The sequence below is a fragment of the Bacillus yapensis genome, assembly GCF_005280205.1.
GTDB classification, from domain to species: domain Bacteria; phylum Bacillota; class Bacilli; order Bacillales; family Cytobacillaceae; genus Robertmurraya; species Robertmurraya yapensis.
Map to the genome: position 1 here is coordinate 136,630 of NZ_SUND01000010.1, position 22,820 is coordinate 159,449.

A 22,820-nucleotide genomic window follows, 5' to 3' on the forward strand; every position below is an offset into this window, starting at 1 on the left:
GACTGTACCTGAAGAACGATGCTTAGAAACGATTGGTTAATAAAATTGATTATTCAACCACCATTTACTCAATTAAGTAATGACTAAGAAAAGGGCTGATCGAATACGACGAACAGCCTTTTTCTTTTTACGGTTATTTTTTTTCTGATTTTTCTTTTTCTGTATTCTCTGTTTCTGTTTTTTCTTTTTCTTTCTTTTTCTCTTTCTTTTTTTTCACTGTTACTGTTTCTACTTTTTCTTGATTGATCATAGAAGGAGCCTCAATTGGCATGTGTTGGAAATAATTCGTTACCCTTTCTGTAGAGCTATTATTTAACAGGTCAGTATAGTCAATCTTCTCTGAAGAAATTAGAGTTTCTTGAGCGCCTTTCCAAAATGCTAAAATATCTGCTCCGACACGGTCCCATTGATAGAAGGATAGAGCGAACTCCCTTCCTCGCTCCCCCATTTTTTTCATTTCCGTTCGATCTGACAGCAGGAGAGAAAGCTTTTCAGTAAACTGAGAGGGGTCCTCAGGATGTTGGACAATGTAGCCATTCTCCCCTTGAATCATGACCTCTGGATTTCCTCCACGTGCAGTCGTCACGATCGGAAGTCCAGCTGCCATTGCTTCATAATGTACACGTGCAAGCGGTTCTTGCCAAATTGACGTGCAAACAAAAATATCGGCCGCTGCAAACCAATTCTGGATTTCTTGCGGTGCAACAAAGCCTGTAGTAACAACGGGTATCGGAAGCTTTTTAGCTAACGCACGAACATAAGCAACATAATCAGTGACATTATTTTGGCTAAACCAATTACTTCCGACAATAACCAATGCTAAGTCTTTGTGTTTTTTTGCGAGCTCCGGAATGGCGCGTAAGAGTCGGTCTACTCCTTTATTACTTGATAATCTACCTGCAAATAATATGATGGTTTTATTTTCAAGACCATGTTTCCGTCTGATAGATTGGCGAATTTTTTCCATTTTGGGATGTTCTCCTGGTAAAAACCGATCGCAGTCAACACCAGAATATATCGTTCTTACCTTGGACTTTGCCTGTGGATATAAGGCTTGAATTTGTTCGCCGATATAATCACTGACAGTGGAGATGAGTGCTACCTCTTTAATGACGGCAGTGCCTTCTTCGGAACTGATCTTTGCTGGAGTAAACATATCATTATGCATACTGAGGGTAATTTTCGAATTTGGAGCGACTTGTCGAACTGGTATAACGAGGCGAGGACGATTAAAAATGTGAATGAGATCAAATTCATTGGATTGTAAAAATTCAATGACGCCTTCCATATATAGCTCGAAAATCTTACCATCCACTCGAACATAATTGACATCGTCGACTGTTTCCTTATTAGGAAGTGAAGGATCCGTAACTCCTAGAACGGTGATTTCATGCTCTTGTTTTAAATAGGGGAGACAGCCTGAAAGATAAGTTTGTATCGCACCTCCTCGAATCGGAGGAACAGGGAGCTTTTCAGTACAAATCATTAAGATTCTCATTAGATTATCTTCCCTTCCATTCATCTTGTAGTTTTTGTAGGACAGGCCATTTGGTCTTATCCGTTTCAACGATCGTTTGTATGAGTGTAGCTGTTTGTTCATCAAGAAAGTTTTCTGGTTCAAATACGACCTCTTTGATGTTTTTATAAAACTCATTTGGTAAGGATAAATCAATCATGAGAAGCTCATAAACTTCAGGGCTTATTGGATTTGCTTCATGGTAAGATTGAATCATTTCCTTAACCCATGTAATGTCCCAATATTTTAAATCTGCCATCGTGCCAGAAATAAGCTTCCTTAAATCTCGTATCGGGATATCATACGCAACTCCATCTAAATCTATAATCCACATACCGTCCTTACCCATTTGGCCATTTGACCAGCCGTAATCTTGATGAACTAATCCCCAATAATCATTTCCATGCTTAACTAGGTTCGAATATTGAGATGCTTCTAATCTGCGATAGCTTTCGATTGCTTGGGTCTCAAATTGATCAACCACTGCTAGTAAAGCTGGACTTGCAGGCATATCTTTATATGCAGTGCCAATTTGGCGAAACCAATCCATTTTTTCTACCATTTTTTGATAACTTTTTGGCCACTTGTATAGTCTTGAAGCTATTTCAGCTTGGGCTGGGGGAATATAACCCTTACTTAACCGATGGAATTCTCCGAGGGCATAGCAAAGTTGTTTGGCTCCCTCCAAGTCTTTGGTGACAGGCTGCAATGGTTCAATCCATTCTGCAATAAACCATAGTTTTCCGCCTGCTTCAATGTAATTCTCACCCGACTTGATTTTGTAAATGGGTGGTACACGTGCTTCTTGTACAAGTGATAAATATTCTTGAGCGCCTAAGCTAAATAAGCTCCGCGTAGGTCTTCGGTGGAGAAGTTTAAGACTTTTAGGTCCATTATTCGTGTCTATTTTCCAAATGGCTCCACCTTTGTCAGGCTTAGTGGTCACAACTTCGATGCTTTTAACGGATAAATCATAATGTTTTAGAACTTCTTGAGCGTAAGAAAGAATATATTCAGGGACAAAAAATTCATGGGTACTCTTATTAATCTCCCATGGGACAATCATTGAATTAACCATAAGAATCCTCCTAAATAACCGGACTGTAAAACTTTTTATAAGAAATTCAAGATCAATATTTGTTAATAGATTATGTTTGAAAAAAACACTTGTATAGGACAGGTCCACCAAGAAAAAGATTTTCGTTAACTTGAAAAAAATGGTTGTACTAAACGAATCTCTCAAACTCTTCCTTAGAAAAAACATATGATTAAATAACGAGCCATTAGGAAGGGATGTTATATGAAAATACGAAAGGCGATTATACCAGCCGCAGGTTTAGGTACGAGATTTCTACCGGCAACTAAAGCATTGCCAAAGGAAATGCTTCCTATTGTAGATAAACCTACGATTCAATATATTGTCGAGGAGGCAGCCGCATCGGGCGTCGAAGATATTATCATCATAAGCGGTCGTAGCAAACGCTCAATTGAAGATCATTTCGATCAGTCCTATGAGCTAGAAGAAGCACTATCTAAAAAGAATAAGCTAGAAATGCTGGATGAAGTAAAACAAATATCCCGATTGGCCAACATTCACTATATAAGACAAAAGGAGCCTAAGGGGTTAGGGCACGCCATTTATTGTGCACGGAGCTTTATAGGAAATGAACCGTTTGCTGTATTATTAGGTGATGACATCGTTAAGTCGGAAACTCCATGCTTAGAACAATTAATTAAAGTATTTCAGCGTTACCATTCGTCGATTGTAGGGGTACAGCAAGTCGATGCGAAAGAGGTATCGAAATACGGAATTATCAAATTGAAAGGGGTCGAAGTTGACGAACATGTATTAAATATTGATGGATTAGTAGAAAAGCCAAGACAATCGGAAGCACCATCACGTTATGCGATCATGGGCAGATATATTTTACGACCAGAGATTTTTGATGTTTTAAAAGAATTAACTCCAGGTAGAGATGGAGAAATACAGTTAACGGAGGCTTTGAATCTCCTCAATCACAAACAAGCAGTCTATGCCTATGAATTTCAAGGGAAAAGGTATGATATCGGGTCAAAGGAAGGCTTTATCCGCGCCACACTAGACTTTGCTTTAGAACGCGATGAATTACGTGACGAAGTGATTCAATATATGGAGGAAATACTAAAGGAAATAGAGAGAAACGCGGGAAATGATAGGTGATTACCGTTACTTAATTTTCAAAAGACCATATACTGAATCAAAAAAAGGTGAATCTATGAATATCACGGTTATTGGTGCAGGTTATGTAGGTGTTACGACAAGTATTGCTTTTGCTGAACAAGGTTATCACGTTTTCGTCGTAGATTCGGACAAGGAGAAACTAGAAAAATTAAACCATGCTATTCTTCCGTTTTATGAAGAGGGGATGGAAGAAATATTAAAAAGCCTTTTAGAACAACAACAGTTAATATTTACAAACAATATTCAAGATGCGGTTCGGCAAAGTGAATTTATCTATATTGCTGTTGGTACTCCTCCTTTACCAAGTGGAGCAGCGAATTTAGAACAGATCGAGCAAGTATCAAAAGCAGTAGGCTCTGCACTTCAAGAATATCGGACAATCGTTATTAAAAGCACAGTTCCAATTGGGACTGGAGAAAAAGTAGAATTTATCATCAAAGAACAGCTCAATCTTCGCAAAAAGGACATAAAATTTGATGTTGTAGCCAATCCGGAGTTTCTTCGTGAAGGAAGTGCTCTTCATGATGCACTCTATCCTGACCGTATTGTTGTAGGATGCGAAAATGTGAGAGCTAGACAAATGATGGAGAAACTCTACCAACATAGCAAAGCCCCTATCCTTTTTACAAATAGAAAAGAAGCAGAACTGATTAAGTACGCATCTAATGCCTTTCTGGCTACAAAAATATCATTTATTAATGAATTAGCAAGAGTAAGCGAAGAGCTAGGAGTTAATATATCTATTGTTTCAAAAGGTATGGGCATGGATAAACGGATTGGAGCGGATTTCCTCCGAGCGGGGATAGGATATGGTGGTTCTTGCTTTCCAAAGGACACAAGGGCTTTATTAGCTATGTCCTCAGAAGTGGGAATGCCTTTAAAAATATTAGATGCAGCGGTGGGGATTAACGAAACACAAGTGACCTGGTTTATGAAAAAAATATCCAATCTATTTGGTTCACTTGAAGATAAGCATATCGGGGTATTAGGTTTAACTTTTAAGCCGAACACAGATGATATTAGAGAGGCTACATCGTTAAAACTTATCAAAGAGCTTCTTCTCCATAAAGCAATTGTTTCTGCTTACGACCCTAAAAGTACAGCGCTAGTAAAGACAATATACCCGGAGATTTGGATAACTACTGATCCGTTGGATGCAATAAATAATGTGGATGCAGCAATTCTAGTAACGGAATGGGACGAAATTGTTCACATGGATTGGAAGGAAGCGAGGAGACGGGTTCGGCAACCATACCTTTTTGATGGGCGAAATGTTTTAGAGCCTAAAAAAATGGCTGAATATGGATTCTACTATGAAGGAGTAGGAGTTGGGAATTTGCGAAAGGAGAATCTGCATGGTTGAACAGAACGTACCTAAGCTCGTGTTAGTAACAGGCTGTGCTGGCTTTATCGGTTTCCACTTAAGTAAAAGGCTTTTAGATGAAGGGTCGTTGGTGGTTGGGATTGACCAAATGAATGATTATTATGATCCTCAATTAAAATGGGATCGATTAAGCCTGTTAAAACAGGACACGAATTTTTCATTTATGAAAGGTTCGATCGAAAATATGGAGCTATTGGAACATCTTTTTCAGCAATATCCTTTTGAGGTTGTTGTACATTTGGCTGCACAGGCGGGAGTACGTTATAGCTTAACTAATCCGGATAAGTATATTCAGTCTAATATAGTTGGATTTGCAAACATACTAGAGTGTTGTCGAAATCATCATATTCCCCATTTGTTATACGCCTCTTCAAGTTCAGTCTATGGCAATCATTCAGATACCCCATTTTCCGAGAGTGCGAGAGTGGACGAACCTATTAGTCTATATGCTGCGACGAAAAGAGCCAATGAATTAATGGCCTACACCTACAGTCATTTATACCAATTACCAGCGACTGGAATGAGGTTTTTTACAGTCTATGGACCTTGGGGGAGACCCGATATGGCCGTATTCTCTTTTACGCAGGCGATCTTAAATTCAGAACCGATCAAAATTTATAACTATGGAAAAATGAAAAGAGATTTTACTTATATCGACGATTGTGTAGAATCGATTGTTAGGTTAATCATGAATGGACCGAGTCGGGAAGGTTTAATCCCATATAAAATTTATAATATTGGCAACCAACATCCCGTATCTTTATCAGATTTTATCGAGGTCTTAGAGAAAAGTGTAGGAAAGAAAGCTCAAAAAGAATATGTCCCATTGCAACAGGGGGATGTTCTTGAAACCTATGCTGATCTTCAAGAGTTGATCAAAGATACAGGGTATAAGCCGCTGGTCAAGATTGATGAGGGAATGAAAAAATTTATAGATTGGTATAGAGATTACTATAAATAGTTAATTCGTAAAGGAGCTTTTCGCCATTTGTGGAAGGTTCTTTTTTAAGGTTTATTCTAGAAAAGTTACTCTTCGCAGGGATAAGCTGGAATTATTTCAAAGGCTCTTTCGCTTTTCTTATTTTGTCCTAGTTCCATTTCCTAAGTACATTTTAATACTCTTTACATATTATGGTGGGGAAAATAAGTGTTTTGAGGAGGTAGGGGTATGCATTTTTATAGAAAACCGAATTATTTCTTCCATCCGAATTTTCGTGTAAGTCCATATTATCCAGTTCCTTCTTTTTATCCAGTTGAACCAGACTATTATGAAGACTTATCGTCCCGTCAAGTTAATTTAGGAACTCGTTGGGACGTGGAAGAAGGTGGCTGGCGAGGAGTTTGGACTAGAAGAGGAAATAGCAATACCTTTGATGGTAGATGGACGAGGCAAGGCTCAAACCCAATAACTGCTGTACTAACTGTTCAAGTCTTAGGTGATTTTGTGAGTATCTCGCGAAGAAACAGCAGTGACGGAAACAACTGTCAATATGTTGGTAGGGTAGTTGGAAATCGAGTAACTGGACAGAGTGTTTGTACTCGCGGTGGAGGAGCTTGGAGTGCGACGATTCAAAGAGGACCACAAGTACCTGATCTAGGAAGAACATGGGAAGTGCAAGAAGGTGCTTGGCGAGGTGTATGGACCCGTAGAGGGAACAGTAATACCTTTGATGCTCGATGGACGCGTCAAGGTGCAAATCCGATCACAGCAGTAATGACAATGGAACAGACCGGAAATAATGTCCGTATTTTACGCAGAAACAGTAGTGACGGAAATAACTGTGAATATAATGGTCGAATTGATGGAAGAAATGCAAGTGGTAGCTTCACATGTACTCAAGGTGGAGGACAATGGAGCGCAACGATTCGTAACTAAAGAGTTGATGAAAATGTTCGTGCATGCCTCGATTGCGTAGCCAAACAAAGCTAAGCATCGGGGTTATTTTTGTGAATATTTGGTACATTCGATGCGGATTTAGTATAATGAATGGTAAATAAAAAAATTGGGTGGGGAAGTCCATGAAAACGTTCATATCGAAGGAAGAACTAACTGCTTTACTTAACAACGATAATGTGAGGATTGTTGATTGCCGATTCCAATTAGGAAATCCACAATTTGGTGAATCCCAATACATAGAAAGTCATATACCTGGAGCAGTGTATTTTGATTTGGAAAAGGATTTATCTGCTGTTGTTACAAAGCATGGTGGAAGACATCCTTTACCAAAGGTCGAGAATTTTCAAAAGAAACTCGAGCAAGTTGGGATTTCCAATCAAACATTAGTCGTTGCCTATGATGGTGGAGAAGGCTCTTACGCAGCCAGACTTTGGTGGCTCCTAAAATATGTAGGGCATGAAGAAGTCTATATTTTAGATGGTGGCTTTAAAGAATGGCAGGAATCTGCGTTGCCAGTTAGTGATGAAGTGCCTACAAATACCCTATCAACGTATCGAGTTGAACTTCAAGATGACATGCTGGCAACAATTGAGGATGTCAAACAGGCAGTAAAGGAACGTTCCGTAACCTTAATTGATTCTCGTGCAAGTAATCGGTACTTAGGGGTGGAGGAGCCAATTGATAAAAAAGCAGGTCATATTCCTACTGCCATCAACAAAGATTGGGTAGAGGGATTTCAAAACGGTCATTTCAAAACGCCTTCAGAACAAGAAGAACGTTTTCAGGAGCTTTCAAAAGATGAGCCAATCATTGTTTATTGTGGGTCAGGTGTTACGGCAACACCAAATTATATTGCGTTAAAGGAAGCGGGGTATACAAATATTAAGCTGTATGCAGGAAGCTTTAGTGATTGGATTTCCTATGATGAGAATGAGATTGAAATTGGTAAATAATGATTTACAAAAACTTAATGTACCAATAGCTTGAAAGTTAGTGGAAACCCTAGTAAAATGTTGTAATAATTAACATGTGGATAATGGAGAAATACACCTTCTTTCCAACAAATGTTGGAGGGAGGTTTTTTCATGATTCGGAAATTATGGATTTCGTAATAGTGGATCACTTTTTATTGGTGCATCTACGTTTAGCTCCAGCGCCTAGCCCCTCGAGGTCGCTTCAGACCAGATGATGAAGTTGAAGAACAAACTTCATCATCTGGCCTTCCAGCGCTTGTCGGGGCTATTCAAGGCGCTTGCGCTTTTGTTATATGTCTACAGCTAGAAGAAAAGGGGATATGTTAATGTCGAATGATCAAAGAAAAAAATTATTCATGTTAATGATTAACATGTTTATTGCGATAGGTAGTTTTGGGATCGTCATTCCGATTTTACCTATGTATTTGGAGTCAATTGGGCAGGGAGGAACAGCAGCAGGTTTAATGATTGCCATTTTTGCCGGAGCTCAGCTTGTATTCTCACCAATTGCTGGTAGATGGGCCGATCAATATGGCCGAAAGAAAATGATTATTTATGGTCTAGTCGGACTTACTTTATCTATGTTTATTTTCTATGGTTTTGATTCCATCTGGTGGTTATATTTTTCTCGTGTTATTGGAGGAATTGGTGCAGCGTTACTAGTACCAGCAATCTTTGCTTATGTAGCTGATATTACTACGATTGCTCAGCGTGCAAAGGGGAATAGCTTGATTTCTGCGGCGATGTCACTAGGAATTGTAATAGGACCTGGAATTGGGGGATTCCTAGCAGACTTTGGTCTGAAAATGCCGTTTCTAATTTCGGCGCTCGTCTCTCTAGTGGCCGTTATTTTCTCCGTCATTGTATTAAAAGAAAGCCAGGTAGCGGTACCTGAAAATAGTCATGTACAAACAGAAGAAGAGTCTATGGTTCATCAAATCATTCGTTCTGTAAAAATGCCTTACTTTATTCCATTAATCATTACATTAGTGATGAGTTTTGGTTTAATGGCATACGAGTCTGTACTTGGTCTATTTGTGGATGATCTATATGGTGCAACACCACAAGAAATTGCGATCATGGTAACTTCAACAGGGATTATTAGTGTTATTGTTCAGCTCTTTATTGTGGATCGAATTGTTAACCGCTTTGGGGAAGGAGCAGTTTTAATCCTATTTATTGGGGTTGCAGCAGGTGGATTCCTTCTATCAATTTTTGCACCAAGCTATTCTGTTTTCTTCATTATCACTTTACTTATTTTCTTGGCAACATCTATTCTCCGTCCAGTTTTAAATACTTTAATTTCAAAAATGGCCGGTAATGAACAAGGTTTTGCTATGGGAATGAATAATGCATATATGAGTATTGGGAATGTATTAGGACCAACACTTGCAGGTGTTTTATATGATGTGAAAATTGCTTATCCGTTTATGTTAGGATTCTTACTTTTAGTATTGACCTTCATTACAGCCATCATTTGGCAACGTCGTTTACAGCGGAAAACGAAGGTTGTAGACCTTCAGAACGGGTAATTCATGTTATAATAGGGATTATGTTAATTACAGGAGGGACGCACGTGGAATCCAATAGAAAATCGCTTATGCTCGTTGATGGAATGGCACTTCTTTTCCGTGCATTTTTTGCAACAGCTGTTACCGGACAATTTATGATCAATTCAAAAGGTGTCCCGACAAATGGTGTTCAAGGATTTTTAAAGCATATGCTAACGGCATTCTCTTCCTTTAATCCTAGCCATGCAGTGGTATGCTGGGATATGGGCAGCAAAACTTTTCGTACTGAAATGTTTCAAGACTATAAAGGGAATCGTGGCGAAGCACCTGTAGAACTGATTCCTCAGTTTGATCTTGTAAAAGAAGTTGTAGAAGCTTTTGATATTCCTAACATCGGGTTAGCAGGATATGAGGCAGATGACTGTATCGGTACAATTGCAAAAAATCTTAATGAAGATGTAGATATTTATATTTTAACGGGGGATAGAGATATCCTTCAGTTACTCGATGAACGAATTAAGGTAGTTCTTTTACAAAAAGGGTTTGGCAATTATTTAGTTCATACTAAGGATACTTTTTTTGAAGAAAAGGGAATCAAGCCACATCAAATGATTGACGTTAAGGCTCTTATGGGAGACCCAAGTGATAACTATCCAGGTGTAAGAGGAATTGGTGAAAAAACAGCATTAAAGCTGATTCAACAGTTCGAGCATGTGGATGGAGTTATTGCCAATTTGGATCAACTAACAAAAGCGCAAAAAACGAAAATCGAAGAAGATTTGGAAATGCTTCATTTAAGTCGAAAGCTGGCTGAAATTCATTGTGAAGTACCGATTGAGTATTCGTTTGAAGAAGCGATTCTAAACATTAATCGTGATAAAGTGCTCGATAAATTTGCTGAGGTTGAATTTAAGGGACTTACGCGCTTCTTGCAAATGAATGAAGAAAATGTAGGGTAAAGATCAAGAAGATACTCGTTATTAGGCGAGTATCTTCTTTTTTTTAGTTTTGCGTAGCTTACGTGCTCTCAATTTAGTTATTTAGTACTTTCCTTAAAGTATCGATATTTTTCTTCATAATCGTAAAATAATCTTGATTATTTTTGATATCTTCATCAGTAACAGATTCTAAATTATGCAATGTTTGTGGTTCTGCACCGATTTCTTTTTGAATGATCTCTGCCACCTTTGAAGTTACGTTTTGGTCAAAAATCACATATTTAAGATTATGTTCTTTTGATTCCTCGACAATGGCCTTTAGCTGACTTTGAGAAGGCTCCTGTGTTGGAGATAGTCCGGAGATTGATAACTGTTCGATACCGTATCGCTCTGCCCAATAGCCGTATGCAGCATGTGAAACTAAGATTTCTTTAGTTGAGGCTTGATTGACTGTGTCCGCAAATTCTTGATCCAATCCTTCTAAATTCTTCTGCAAATCTTCAAAGTTAGATTCAAATAACTCTTTATTCTCAGGTGATAATTCCACTAGTGCATTTTTAATATTTTCTGCAAGTTGAATAGCTCTGATTGGGTCGAGCCAAACATGAGGATCATATTCCCCGTGGTTGTGTCCATCTCCACCCTCAGTGTGTTCGTGATCATGATCTTCTTCACCTTCAGTATGTTCATGATCATGAGCTTCTTCACCTTCAGTATGTTCATGATCATGAGCTTCTTCACCTTCAGTATGTTCATGATCATGGGTTTCTTCACCTTCCACATGTTCGTGATCATGAGCTTCTTCGTCTTCCACATGCCCGTGATCGTGAGCTTCTTCACCCTCTGCATGCTCGTGTTCATGGTCATGTGAGCTTTTTAGCAATTCGATACCATCCGCTGCTTTAATGATTTCTACATTCTCATCCTTTAAAGCTTCGACAGCTTTATCTGCAAAGCCCTCCACACCAGCACCGGTGTAAATAAACAGATCTGCACCTGCGATATCGACCATCGTTTTTGTTGTTGGTTCAAAAGTGTGGGCGTCTACATTTGGGGGATAGACACTTTTGACATTTACCTTATCACCACCTATTAACCTTGCGAAATTTTCAAGTGGAAAAATGGTAGTATAAACAGTTAATTGAACATTCGTGTTTATTTCTGTTTCTTTTTCCCCTGAAGCATTACTAGAACAGCCACCTAGAAATGCAGCAACAGCAAGCATTAGTACAAAATAAATAGATTTTAATTTCATCAAAAAAACATCTCCTTATGAAAATATAAATTGCAAAATTACGATTACTAAACCTTTAAATGTATATAAATAGTAATCATTACGATTTATACTTTATAACAAAGAATGGGACTTGTAAACAAAAATTTTCGTAATCATTACGATTTACAACCCAAGAAGTGAAATAATAGGTGATGGTGTAAAGTAATATTTTTGCTAAAAATAAGCGTCAATATGATGTTAGTTGAATTAATCGTCATAAACATTCGTTTTCCTAATAGACTTAACTATAAATAATAATCATTACGATTTATTTTGATTTTCAACTATGGAAAAGAATGATAGAAAAGGAGATAGGTTTGATGAAAAAAATACCCGTGTATATGATAAGCGGTTTTTTGGGAAGTGGAAAAACGACTGTCCTCTTAAATATGTTAAAAGAATTCAAAATGAATAATCTGCAGCCAGGGATTATTTTGAATGAATTAGGAGAAATCAATGTGGAAAGCCACTTGTTTGAAAACCAGCAAGTGCGCGAGCTATTAAATGGATGCATTTGTTGTACGATTCAGGATGATTTAAAGGCCACGTTAAATGAATTTATTGCAGAAATGAGTAAGAATAATATTGATGTTTTATTAATTGAAGGGACTGGCGTTGCTAACCCATTAGAAATAAAAGAAACTCTTTTAGGAACAGAGTACACCGATTATTTTGAATTGCATTCCATGATTAGCCTTGTAGATGCTAGCCAATTTCTTGAATACCAGAGTGTTTTTTCGAGTTCAGCAGAAGTACGTAAACTGTTGAAAGAGCAAATCTCAAGTGCCACCATTGTTTTGCTAAATAAAATAGACCTTGTTAAAGAGCAAACCTTAACCAAAGTTGAGGGGAAGATAAGGGAACAGCTCGAATCGGGTGTACCAATTCATAAAACAAAATTTGGAGTTATCCCAGTAAAGGAACTATTTTTAAAACGATACAGTTCAAGTCATAATCATGACGATAGAAGTGAGGAACATCATCACCAGAATCATCATCACCATTCTACTATCAACGCTCTACGGATCGATAATTTACCTGTAATAAAAAAGAGAGAGCTTGAATCCTGGTTAAAAAGGTTGCCGAAAACGGTTTTGAGAGGAAAGGGAATTATTCAGTTAGAAGAGGGTGGAGGCTTCTATAATTTTCAATTCTCCTCTGGTACGTTGTTGTTCGAGAAAATAAGGGACTCCTCAACCATCCAGCCGACGATGATATTAATTGGGGAGAAGTTAAATAAGGATGAAATTCTAGAAAAGTATCATCGTACATTTAAAACTAAAAGTCATTAACATGTTGAAGTGGGCAGCGGCAAAGTTTTCGGTCTGCCTTTCTTTTTTATGTTTGTACACTTAAATTGAAATTTATCGCATATATATTGAAAATGAGTTGAAGTACAAGACAAAGGAATGATTTTTCAATGCGCCAACTACATTCATACCTAATCGATTTTACAAGTTTAATAGCCATTAGCATTGTCCTTTATTTCATTTTGTTTAGTCAATTAGCTGGTGAAAAACTGTCCTTTCATATTTCCGATTCTTTTCTGCAATTAAATACGATTTTCTTGAGTATTCTTATTGAAGCCATTCCGTTTGTATTAATTGGCGTACTTATCGCTGGGTTCATTCAAATATTCGTGACAGAGGATCATATTCGCCGGTTGATTCCCAAAAATCGATTTTTAGCAGTTGTGATGAGTTGTGTAGTCGGTGCTTTGTTTCCTGCTTGTGAATGTGGAATTGTCCCGATTGTAAGAAGATTAGTGGAAAAAGGAGTGCCACTACATGCTGGAGTGGGCTTTCTTCTAACAGGGCCGCTCATTAATCCGATTGTCATATTCTCTACTTATATGGCGTTCGGAAACGATAGTAAAATGGCTGCCTTAAGGATGGGGGTTGGTTTTGCAGCAGCTATAGTGATTGCTTTAATCATCAGTTTTATTTTTAAATCAAAACAATTGAAACATACGATATCAGACTTTACGTCGTCAGCTCCTAAAAGGACAAGGAATGAGTCACTTACGGTCAAGATGGAAGGTATGTTGAAACATTCAATCGATGAATTTTTTGATATGGGCAAATACTTGATTATCGGCGCATTTATAGCGGCTGCAGTTCAAACATATATATCCGCCAATTCTCTTTTTGTCTTTGGTGATGGAGTTGTAGGTTCCTCGGTTGTTATGATGGGACTAGCCTATATCTTGTCCTTATGTTCGGAAGCGGATGCTTTTATCGGCGCATCATTTAGCAATTTAGTTCCGTCTACTTCAATTTTAGCATTCTTAGTATTTGGTCCAATGATTGATCTGAAAAATACAATCATGTTGTTGAGTATGTTTAAAGCAAGGTTTGTGTTGATTTTGCTGGTACTCATTACAGTTATTGTATTTATTAGTACTACTCTAGTGAGTATCTTTTAGGAGGATGAAAAGAATGGTACGCACCCGGTTTCAACATTTTTTTAAAGCTATTCTATTGTTGGCTTTTGATTTGTTCTTTATTAAGCTACATACAACGGGGGATATATCCAAATATATTAATCCTAAATATGAAAATATGAGCTTCCTTGCTATTTGGATATTTACATTATTATTTTTAATTCAACTGTTTCGGATCTGGGAAAACAATCGTGATGAACATGCCTATTGTCCTCCTGGTTGTAATCATGACCATGGTGATTCGGCATCTGTTCCTAGAAAATTAGTTAACTACTCGATCATTCTTTTTCCGTTGGTAACAGGTTTTGCGCTTTCACCTACCGTATTAGATGCTTCAATTGCAGCTAATAAAGGGACAGTTCTCCCACAGTCTAATAGTAACTCATATGATGAAGATTTATTGGAGTATGAATTTGGCGATGAAGAGGAAATCGTTAATGATAATTTTCTTTCAAACCAGGAATATGATGATAAAATGAAAAACTTAGAACAGACAGAGTTTATTGAGATGAAGGAGGATATATTCGCCTCTTACTATGAATTTATAAGTGACACTCCAGAGAAATTTCAGGGGAAGAAAATAAAGGTTCAAGGGTTTGTTTATAAGGAAGAGGGGATGAAGGGAAATCAGCTTGTACTTTCTAGGTTTCTGATTACACATTGTATTGCAGATGCAAGCATCATCGGTTTGATGGCAGAATTCGAGCAAGCAACTGAATATCCAGAAGACACATGGCTTGAACTAGAAGGTACGCTTGATGTCATGAACTACAATGGAGTTAAGATTCCTGTAATCAAAGCTGTAAAATGGACTGTTATCGAAGAACCTGCGAGTCCCTATATCTATCCAGTTTTAACTAAAATACTGTAGATTAGGTGGGTCTAGATGTTGTTCTATTTTTATAGCTTAAAGAACAGGAGAGGCGAAGAAGTGTTTTTATCCAGAGATATAATAGTTGTCAATCAAATAGGGTTTGGATGACAGAAATAGCTGAAAGGGTGTAATAGTTGTCAATGAAATAAGGTTTGGATGACAGAAACAGATGAAAGGGCGTAATAGTTGTCAATCAAATAACAGAATCAATAGATATTAACAAAATAATGTCTACATAAAGGTTCATGAGAGCACAATTTCAGAAATCCCCGAAATAATGTCCACATGAACCGGTCGAGAATTGTTGTTTTGGTATAACAGCGTAATACTAATCAGATTTTTGTATTCGACTTCTTAGCTCGCGCCTCTAATTCACTTTTGGGGTTTTCTGTTAACTCGGCATCCTGACCATATCCTTGAGGATTGACTCCAGGTGCTTTCTTTCCTCGATTACGCTGGTTATGTTTAGCCATTCAAACACCTCCCTTGTCATGATTAAAGTATTTACATACGGAACGAATGTCATGCAATACCTTTGTATAGATTCTCCCCTCGTAAATCAAACTATAGCTTAGAGCCTAAAAACAAAGAGGTGTAGCTATGAATAAAGGGGTATATATTGCTCTACTGAGTATAGGACTTGCACAGGGATTGAAAATTCCAATTCACTACATGAAGGAACAGGAATGGCGGCCAGAGTTATTTTTTCAAACAGGCGGCATGCCGAGCTCCCATTCAGCTGGAGTATCATCTTTAACAACCTATATTGCTTTACAGCGAGGGGTCCCTACCATTGATTTCGCTCTTTCACTCATTTATGGCTTAATTGTGATGTATGATGCACAAGGAATTAGGCGCCAAACAGGAGAGCTCACATTAAAGGTAAATGATTTAGGTGACTTAGTCGACAAAATTCATCATGACGAAAAAGTAAAGTTTGAGCAGAAATCCCCGAAAAAGCTCAAAGAAATGCTTGGCCATCAGCCTGAAGAAGTTTTAGGTGGAGCGGTGCTAGGAGTATTAACTGGCACTTTAGGGCATTTAATATCAAAAAAAGATAGAAAATGGTCGAAATTTAGGCTAAAATTTTAGAAGGAATAAGAAGTTCAGGTGGGAGAGGAACTTTGTTGTGGGATTAGAAGAATATTTACAATTACTAGAAGGTAAGGGCTTTCAGTTCGGAGAAGATGCAATTGGTTTTATTTACTTCGGTAAGCAATATACAGATGCATCGGATGAGCTTGCGCGTACAGCTTTGGAATTGACATTGAAGGCACAAAAAAGATTTGATGGAAGTTTTTATGTCTCTTTACTAGAAATGTTTAAATCCAATCAAATTACAACTAGAGCGGAAGCGCTAAAATTCATTAAAGAAAAAAATATTTTAGCTGTTTGAGATTTCAAATACATACTATTTAAGGCACACTCCATGTTGAGTGTGCCTTTCTTTCGTTATAGTCCAACTGAATTCTTTTTTTGACGAACGAAGATTTTTGTATCAGGAAGTTCTGCGAAAATCATTCCTGCTAGGATTAATAAGCAACCGAGAATAGCACTAACCGATAATCGGTCATGAGCCCAAATGAAACCAGCAATAGCTGCAAAAACGGGTTCTGTCGCAAAAATTAATGCGACTCTTGTAGGAGTCGTGAATTTTTGAAAATTTGTTTGGGCAAAGAAAGCCAGAGCTGTTGCAAAAACAGAAGTGATGATTAGTGCCACTAGAACATCTTGGCTAAACAGAATTTTCGGCTGAAAGGCAAGAGTCCAATCTTCAAAGATAAAGGAGTAGATCATTGAAAAAATGGCGACTGTTCCAATTTGGATGACGGTTAATAAGAGAGAAGGGAAATCGCTACTGTATTTACCGGTGTAAACAATTTGCATAGCAAATCCGATCGCACAAATAAATACCAATGCATCTCCTTTATTAAGAGCTGTAACATCTGTCATGGTTAGGAAGTAAAGTCCAATTGTAGCTACTAATACACCGATAACCGCTTTTTTCTTTGGCTGCTGTTTTAATAACAGAAAAGTTAATATCGGTACAAATACAACACTTAATCCTGTGATAAAACCAGCTTTTGAAGAACTTGTATATAACAATCCAGCGGTTTGCGTTGCATATCCTAGAAATAACCAGCCCCCTATTATAAGGCCAGAGAGTAATATTTTTCGGTTCAAATATTTCAGTTGCTGTCTTTCAAATAGGAGTAACCATCCACCTAAAAGCAAGGCTGCTAGCAAAAAGCGAACGCTAATAAAAGTGATGGGTGGAAGAAAGTCAATGGCATTTTGCACGATGACAAAAGTGGTGCCCCAGACAAATGCCACGAGCAATAAAGAGAAATCTGCAAATACTGTTTTTTTAGACAAAGCTCCTACCTCTTTTCTGTATTTTTCCGGATAGCCGTTCGTGCGAGATTGTCTGCTGTTTTATTTTCAGAGCTTGGTATCCACTTCATGAAAAATAAATCGAATTTATTCATTAATCGAAGTGCTTCTTCAAGAAAAGGAGCATATGCTTTATTTTTAACAAACTCTTTTTCCACTGCACGATTTACTAACTCTGAATCAGTTCGAAATGAGACAACTTTATACTCTTTTTCAAGACAAATCTTTAATGCTTCAATAAAAGCAATAAATTCCGCTTCGTGATTACTCATTACACCAAGGGGGATAGCGTAATTTTCAAGCTCCCCGTTTCCTTTTATAAAAATCCCAGCACCACTCGGCCCAGGATTGCCTGCACTTGCTCCATCTATGTATACTTCAATCAAGATGAAATCCTCCCAAAATAAACTAATCATAGTGTATCATGAAATATAAAAAGTCTGCCATTTGTGAAGATTCCTATATCAACAAAAAAGGACACCGTAAACGGTATCCTTAAGGCTTTGCTGGAAATCGTTTGGCGATATATCCAAACGGGGTATCTAAAATAGCAATAATAAATTTTAATAAATAGGTCGTAATAAAAATTTGGATCCATTCATTAAATGGATAGACACCTAAGAAAGCGATGCTTGTAAACACAATTGTATCTAACAATTGGCTTAACATCGTACTGCCGTTATTGCGAATCCAAAATTGCCCATCTGTAGGAAATTTGTTTCGCAAATAGGAAAAGATATAGACATCTGCAAATTGGCTTACAAGATATGCAGCTAAACTTCCGAGTGCAATTCTTGGCAAAATCCCGAATATCGCACTTAGATGTTCCTGTGCAAAATCGATTTCATGTGGTTTAAATAACAGAACCATTTGCATAATAATAGTCATTGTAAGTAATGTGAAGAAACCAAGCCATACTGCTTTTTTTGCGTCATCTTTCCCATACTTTTCGTTTAAAATATCAGTAACAAGAAAAGCAGAGCCGTACATGGCATTCCCGAGTGTGGCTGTTAAACCAAAGATTTCGATTGTTTTTATAACCTGAAGATTGGCTAAAACAGTAGAGAAACCAATCCAAACAAATAAACCAGTTTTTCCGAAGAGTCGGTAACAGACCAATAATAGAATAAAGTTGACGATTACAAAGACAAGGCCGAACCATTCATTAAACATATATAATCCTCCTGTAGTTTTGATAATGCGGGAGTTCACGAACCGCATAGGCTTATTAAATTGTCCTTGACCATTATAACGATATTTATGCGCAGTGAAAATAGGAAATGATCATTCTACAGAAGAAATGAGTTGGAAAAATGAAATATCAAATCGAAATGCAGTATAAAATAACTGGGAATCGAAAGGTTTTGTTTACATCAGATTGGCTCGATGCAGAAATGGCTCTTCTAACAGGAGAACAATTAGAAAAATCGGGGAAGGCGACAGACTTATCTTTTATCGATGAAATGAATAGTTCTTGGTCGCTGAAGGAGCTTCGGAAGCTGTCGGCAGAAATTGAAGAAGAGCCTCATGATATTAAAATTTATTTTGATGGAGGATTTAATAAAGATACTAGTGAAGCAGGATTGGGTGCCATTATTTATTATAAACAGGGGAAAAAGAACTTTCGCCTTAGAGCAAATGAGCTCATTGAACAAATGGATACGAATAATGAAGCTGAATATGCTGCTCTTTACTTTGCTCTAAACTTACTTCAAGACCTTGGAGTCCATCATTTGCCTGTTGAGATTAAAGGAGATTCTCAAGTGGTATTAAAACAATTAGAAGGTGAATGGCCATGTTTTGAAGATAATTTGAATCGCTGGCTTGACCGAATAGAAGGTAAAATGAAACAATTAGGAATTGAACCACTTTATGAGGCGTTACCACGAAAGGAAAATAAAGAGGCAGACCGATTGGCTACTCAAGCTCTCGAGGGAACAATCATTAACAGCACAATCGAGATCAATTAAAAGGGGGTTGATCATTTGAATCGCAAACAAGTATTGATGGAAGTAGAAGAAATGTTGAATAGCTATTGCAAGGGTTGTTTTTTACATAAATATCATAAAAAAGAAATCGGAAGAACGTATGCTCATAAATTTTGCATTTCACAATGTACGGTGGGGCAAAAGATTAAAATGATTGGTGATAAATTAACTTAAAAGCAACAACTTAAAAGGCTGGCGAAAAATTCGCCAGCCTTGAATGATCATATAAAATTATTATAGCTTTACAACGTTAGAAGCTTGTGGTCCACGGTTGCCTTCGACGATTTCGAAAGAAACTTCTTGACCTTCTTCTAATGATTTAAAACCGTCACCTTGGATAGCTGTGAAGTGTACGAATACATCGTCTCCGCCTTCAACTTCGATAAATCCAAAGCCTTTTTCATTGTTGAACCATTTTACTTTACCGTTTTGCATATTAAACTTTGCCTCCTAAGCCTTTCAAGACACTAAAGATGTGCCGAAGATAGATTACCATTAAACGGAATATAATAAGCTAAATGTTACCAATTGCGGAAATATATTCTGAATAATGATGCTTTTAATATACATGATCAAATAGGCATCCGTCAAGCAATGTAAGGGCTTTTATGACGAAACGACAAAAAATTCAAAATAGTCATTGTTTAAATTTGGAAAATATACTATTCTGAAGTTAGAGGGGTTATTTGAAAGTACAGAAAGTAGGTGGAAACATGAGAAAAGGATATGGAACGATCATTAATAAAAATTCACCTATGACCATTACGGAAATTGATGCGATTTTAGAATCGATGAAAGAGAATAAAGAGCCTATTCACCAATCAATAGATCTGCATCCATATAGCCACCTAATGACAAAAGAAATCGCGAAAGAAATTGATGCAGCGACGAAGCATATGAAAGAACTATTTAAGGATATTGGTAATGGAGGAAAGCTTTCATTAGAAATTATCCAAGAGAATATTGTTCCAACAATCCGACAGGCAGCTGAAATACCCCACTTATACCACTTATTCTATGAATTAAATGAAAAAGATGAATATACATATAGGCACACAATTTGTGTTGGAATTATTGCGACGATGATTGGAAAGTGGTTGAACCTGCCACCAAAGGATTTGAATGATTTAACGTTAGGGGCTACCCTGCATGATATCGGGAAAGCGAAAATATCAGTAGAAATACTACATAAACCTGGAAAGCTTACAAAAGAAGAATACGATGAAATGAAGCTTCATACTATTTATGGTTATGAATTATTGAAAAATATTGACTCGATTAATGAAAATGTAGCACTTATTGCTTTGCAACATCATGAGAGAGAAGATGGAAAGGGCTATCCAATGGGACTCACTGGTCACCAAATTGGATATTTATCCAAAATAGTAGCCGTTGCAGATGTTTTCCATGCTATGTCTTCTACAAGAGTGTATCATCAGGCTTCTCCTTTTTATGAGGTTATGAAACAAATGCAAAATGACGCATTTGGAAAGCTCGAACCCAATATTGTCTTAACCTTCATAAATAAGATCATGAATACTTTAGTAGGGAAAAGAGTAATGCTTACGGACCGAAGCGAGGGGATGATTCTCATGATTGACCCTTACGATCCGATTCGATGTTTAGTTCAAACGGATGAGCGATTAATTGACTTAAGATATAGTCAAAGCTTACAAATTGAAAAGGTACTAGAAGAAATATGAATGTCATGTAATTTAAGAAAAGTTAAAGCAAAGGCGCCTAAGCTGTGCCTTTGCTTTAACTTTTCTGTCAAAAATTTTTCTCCTTTTTTATTCATATTGAGGTACAATAAAAACGTGAGTCGACTTTAACAAGTACGTTGGAAACATAAAAAACGAACAGAATTATATGTGATGGATCTACGATTTCTCTGTGAATTTAAGTCTCAAGAGAAAGTTCGTTTTTTTAAAAGTGAGCAATTGATTAAAGTAAGTGAATTTGTAAAATTGGAAGTGAGCAATTCTATGAAACTCATTATTGCAGAAAAGCCGGACCAAGGTTTGACGCTAGCATCCGTTTATAAAATGAAACGTAAGCAAGGTTATATCGAAGTTCTACCAAATGAAGTATTCCCCAATGGAGCGTATGTCACCTGGGCAATCGGACATATCACTCAGCTAATTCCCCCCGAAAAATATGACACGAACTGGAAGAAATGGTCCCTTCAAACCTTACCCATGATTCCCACTCAATTCCAATATGAAGTTTCAAAGGATAAATGGAAGCAATATTCGATTATCCAACAGCTTCTTTCTGATCCACAAGTGACTGAAGTTATTCACGCAGGTGATGCGGGGCGAGAAGGTGAATTGATCGTTCGGAATATCCTTCGTTTAACAAAATGTGATAAACCGATGAAGCGCCTTTGGATTTCATCCTTGACGAAGAAGGCCATTCACGAAGGATTTCTAAGTTTATTAACTGAAAATGATACAAGAAACCTCTATTATGAAGCCTATACAAGGGCATGTGCTGATTGGGTTGTCGGAATGAATGCCTCAAGACTTTATAGTCTGTTACTTCAACAACAAGGGTTTTCGGATGTGTTTTCAGTTGGACGAGTTCAAACACCGACACTTGCCCTTATTGTTAAAAGAGAACTTGAAATCGATTCATTTGTTTCTGAGCCTTTTTGGGAGGTCAAAGCAAAATTCCAAATCGATAAGAAGAAGTATGAAGGTAAATGGGAAAAAGAAGGAGAAACAAGAATCGATTCTAAGGAAATGGCAGAAAAAATTTCTGCTTTCTGTGAGGGAAAAGAAGCTGTCGTTGCCGATGTGCAAGCTGAAAAAAAGGAATACTTGCCGCCATTTCTCTATAATTTATCTTCTTTGCAGGCAGACGCGAATCGTCGTTTTAAATTTTCACCAAAGAAAACACTGGATATTGTGCAGCAGCTATATCAAAAGGGAATCGTTTCCTATCCTCGTTCTTTATATACAAAAAAGGATATGGACATAATTGATAGAATAGGAGAAAAGTTGAATTATAACGGTTTATAGCATGTCCATATGTTGTGGACATAATGAAAGTGGACATAATGGGGTAATTAGTATTTCCGCGAAAACCATAACCGGAGACCCGTAACCATAACCGCAGACCCGTAAAAACCATAACCGCAAACCCGTAACCATAACCGGAGACCAATTACAGGTATTTAGATTATTTGGGACAATCTATATTTATATTTTATACAATAGCTATTCATTCATAATAAAATTTAAACTTTTTAGTAAGAAGAATAGCACGTCGGCTTTTTCAAAACCTCTATATCAAAAACTTCTAATTTTTAATATATCCTTTTTTATTGGTTCCTTCACTAAATTCCCTAAATAAATCTTCAGATTGACAGGCCGAAAAACTTTAAAAAATATAAAATATTA

23 protein-coding genes and 1 pseudogene are annotated in these 22,820 nt (G+C 37.3%); 16 read left to right on the forward strand and 8 right to left on the reverse strand.

What is annotated here, in order from left to right:
• Nucleotides 1–133: 133 nt before the first annotated feature.
• Entirely contained in the window at nt 134–1,498 is a 1,365-nt protein-coding gene (locus FAR12_RS13455; RefSeq protein WP_126409172.1) for a glycosyltransferase family 4 protein, read from the reverse strand.
• A gap of 4 nt (nt 1,499–1,502) precedes the next feature.
• Nucleotides 1,503–2,594, reverse strand: a complete 1,092-nt coding sequence (locus FAR12_RS13460) for a CotS family spore coat protein (RefSeq protein ID WP_126409173.1) — start codon at nt 2,592–2,594, stop codon at nt 1,503–1,505.
• 222 nt (nt 2,595–2,816) lie between these two features.
• On the opposite strand from FAR12_RS13460, the gene galU reads away from it, so the two are divergent.
• From galU to FAR12_RS13495, 7 genes are all read left to right on the forward strand, one after another.
• Complete coding sequence (galU, locus tag FAR12_RS13465; protein WP_126409174.1) at nt 2,817–3,716, forward strand: UTP--glucose-1-phosphate uridylyltransferase GalU; 900 nt, start codon at nt 2,817–2,819, stop codon at nt 3,714–3,716.
• Nucleotides 3,706–5,100, forward strand: coding sequence for a UDP-glucose dehydrogenase family protein (locus FAR12_RS13470; RefSeq protein ID WP_246010392.1), 1,395 nt, complete (start codon nt 3,706–3,708; stop codon nt 5,098–5,100). Before galU ends, FAR12_RS13470 begins: the two co-directional genes overlap by 11 nt.
• Entirely contained in the window at nt 5,093–6,082 is a 990-nt protein-coding gene (locus FAR12_RS13475; RefSeq protein ID WP_126409176.1) for an NAD-dependent epimerase, read from the forward strand. The genes FAR12_RS13470 and FAR12_RS13475 overlap by 8 nt, the downstream gene beginning before the upstream one ends.
• A gap of 207 nt (nt 6,083–6,289) precedes the next feature.
• Nucleotides 6,290–6,997, forward strand: a complete 708-nt coding sequence (locus tag FAR12_RS13480) for a hypothetical protein (protein ID WP_126409177.1) — start codon at nt 6,290–6,292, stop codon at nt 6,995–6,997.
• A gap of 143 nt (nt 6,998–7,140) precedes the next feature.
• Nucleotides 7,141–7,971: a sulfurtransferase gene (locus FAR12_RS13485; protein ID WP_126409178.1), complete on the forward strand. Its 831-nt coding sequence runs from the start codon at nt 7,141–7,143 to the stop codon at nt 7,969–7,971.
• Nucleotides 7,972–8,318: 347 nt separating this feature from the next.
• Nucleotides 8,319–9,524, forward strand: a complete 1,206-nt coding sequence (locus FAR12_RS13490) for an MFS transporter (protein ID WP_126409179.1) — start codon at nt 8,319–8,321, stop codon at nt 9,522–9,524.
• A 68-nt stretch (nt 9,525–9,592) separates the two neighbouring features.
• Complete coding sequence (locus FAR12_RS13495) at nt 9,593–10,462, forward strand: 5'-3' exonuclease (RefSeq protein WP_246010395.1); 870 nt, start codon at nt 9,593–9,595, stop codon at nt 10,460–10,462.
• A gap of 73 nt (nt 10,463–10,535) precedes the next feature.
• Here the strand turns inward: FAR12_RS13495 and FAR12_RS13500 are convergent, their stop codons facing one another.
• Nucleotides 10,536–11,699, reverse strand: a complete 1,164-nt coding sequence (locus FAR12_RS13500; RefSeq protein WP_425456178.1) for a metal ABC transporter solute-binding protein, Zn/Mn family — start codon at nt 11,697–11,699, stop codon at nt 10,536–10,538.
• A 338-nt stretch (nt 11,700–12,037) separates the two neighbouring features.
• On the opposite strand from FAR12_RS13500, the gene FAR12_RS13505 reads away from it, so the two are divergent.
• The 3 genes from FAR12_RS13505 (at nt 12,038) to FAR12_RS13515 (ending at nt 15,031) form a co-directional block, all read left to right on the forward strand.
• Nucleotides 12,038–13,009 (forward strand): CobW family GTP-binding protein, encoded by a 972-nt coding sequence (locus tag FAR12_RS13505; RefSeq protein ID WP_170972199.1) that lies wholly within the window; start codon nt 12,038–12,040, stop codon nt 13,007–13,009.
• A 128-nt stretch (nt 13,010–13,137) separates the two neighbouring features.
• On the forward strand, nt 13,138–14,142 hold the full coding sequence (locus FAR12_RS13510; protein ID WP_126409183.1) for a permease: 1,005 nt from the start codon (nt 13,138–13,140) through the stop codon (nt 14,140–14,142).
• 13 nt (nt 14,143–14,155) lie between these two features.
• Entirely contained in the window at nt 14,156–15,031 is an 876-nt protein-coding gene (locus FAR12_RS13515) for a TIGR03943 family putative permease subunit (protein WP_126409184.1), read from the forward strand.
• Nucleotides 15,032–15,366: 335 nt separating this feature from the next.
• Here FAR12_RS13515 and sspL read toward each other — a convergent pair whose 3' ends face one another.
• Nucleotides 15,367–15,507 carry a small, acid-soluble spore protein L gene (sspL, locus tag FAR12_RS13520; RefSeq protein ID WP_126409185.1) on the reverse strand — a complete coding sequence of 47 codons (141 nt, stop codon included), beginning with the start codon at nt 15,505–15,507 and terminating at the stop codon, nt 15,367–15,369.
• Nucleotides 15,508–15,634: 127 nt separating this feature from the next.
• Here sspL and FAR12_RS13525 point away from each other — a divergent pair, with 127 nt between their 5' ends.
• Together FAR12_RS13525 and FAR12_RS13530 are read left to right on the forward strand one after the other, a co-directional pair.
• The gene (locus tag FAR12_RS13525; RefSeq protein ID WP_126409186.1) at nt 15,635–16,126 is read left to right on the forward strand and encodes a divergent PAP2 family protein; all 492 of its coding nucleotides are present in this window, start codon (nt 15,635–15,637) and stop codon (nt 16,124–16,126) included.
• Between the two features lie 37 nt (nt 16,127–16,163).
• Complete coding sequence (locus tag FAR12_RS13530; protein WP_126409187.1) at nt 16,164–16,430, forward strand: DUF6123 family protein; 267 nt, start codon at nt 16,164–16,166, stop codon at nt 16,428–16,430.
• 56 nt (nt 16,431–16,486) lie between these two features.
• On the opposite strand, the gene FAR12_RS13535 is transcribed toward FAR12_RS13530, so the two are convergent.
• The 3 genes from FAR12_RS13535 to FAR12_RS13545 all read right to left on the reverse strand — a co-directional run bounded on the left by FAR12_RS13535 (nt 16,487) and on the right by FAR12_RS13545 (nt 18,601).
• Entirely contained in the window at nt 16,487–17,410 is a 924-nt protein-coding gene (locus FAR12_RS13535; RefSeq protein WP_126409188.1) for a DMT family transporter, read from the reverse strand.
• 5 nt (nt 17,411–17,415) lie between these two features.
• Entirely contained in the window at nt 17,416–17,814 is a 399-nt protein-coding gene (locus FAR12_RS13540; RefSeq protein WP_126409189.1) for a reverse transcriptase-like protein, read from the reverse strand.
• 109 nt (nt 17,815–17,923) lie between these two features.
• Nucleotides 17,924–18,601, reverse strand: coding sequence for a queuosine precursor transporter (locus FAR12_RS13545; RefSeq protein ID WP_126409190.1), 678 nt, complete (start codon nt 18,599–18,601; stop codon nt 17,924–17,926).
• A 140-nt stretch (nt 18,602–18,741) separates the two neighbouring features.
• Between FAR12_RS13545 and FAR12_RS13550 the strand changes: the two genes are divergently transcribed.
• A complete protein-coding gene (locus tag FAR12_RS13550; protein WP_126409191.1) occupies nt 18,742–19,398 on the forward strand; it encodes a ribonuclease H family protein in 657 nt (218 codons plus the stop codon).
• A 15-nt stretch (nt 19,399–19,413) separates the two neighbouring features.
• Nucleotides 19,414–19,590: a zinc-finger domain-containing protein gene (locus FAR12_RS13555; RefSeq protein ID WP_126409192.1), complete on the forward strand. Its 177-nt coding sequence runs from the start codon at nt 19,414–19,416 to the stop codon at nt 19,588–19,590.
• Nucleotides 19,591–19,650: 60 nt separating this feature from the next.
• Here FAR12_RS13555 and cspD read toward each other — a convergent pair whose 3' ends face one another.
• The gene (gene cspD / locus FAR12_RS13560) at nt 19,651–19,851 is read right to left on the reverse strand and encodes a cold-shock protein CspD (RefSeq protein WP_019155915.1); all 201 of its coding nucleotides are present in this window, start codon (nt 19,849–19,851) and stop codon (nt 19,651–19,653) included.
• Between the two features lie 278 nt (nt 19,852–20,129).
• On the opposite strand from cspD, the gene FAR12_RS13565 reads away from it, so the two are divergent.
• Together FAR12_RS13565 and FAR12_RS13570 are read left to right on the forward strand one after the other, a co-directional pair.
• Complete coding sequence (locus tag FAR12_RS13565) at nt 20,130–21,119, forward strand: HD-GYP domain-containing protein (RefSeq protein ID WP_246010393.1); 990 nt, start codon at nt 20,130–20,132, stop codon at nt 21,117–21,119.
• 282 nt (nt 21,120–21,401) lie between these two features.
• Nucleotides 21,402–22,436: pseudogene (locus FAR12_RS13570) on the forward strand (DNA topoisomerase); the annotation flags it as partial.
• Between the last annotated feature and the right edge of the window lie 384 nt (nt 22,437–22,820).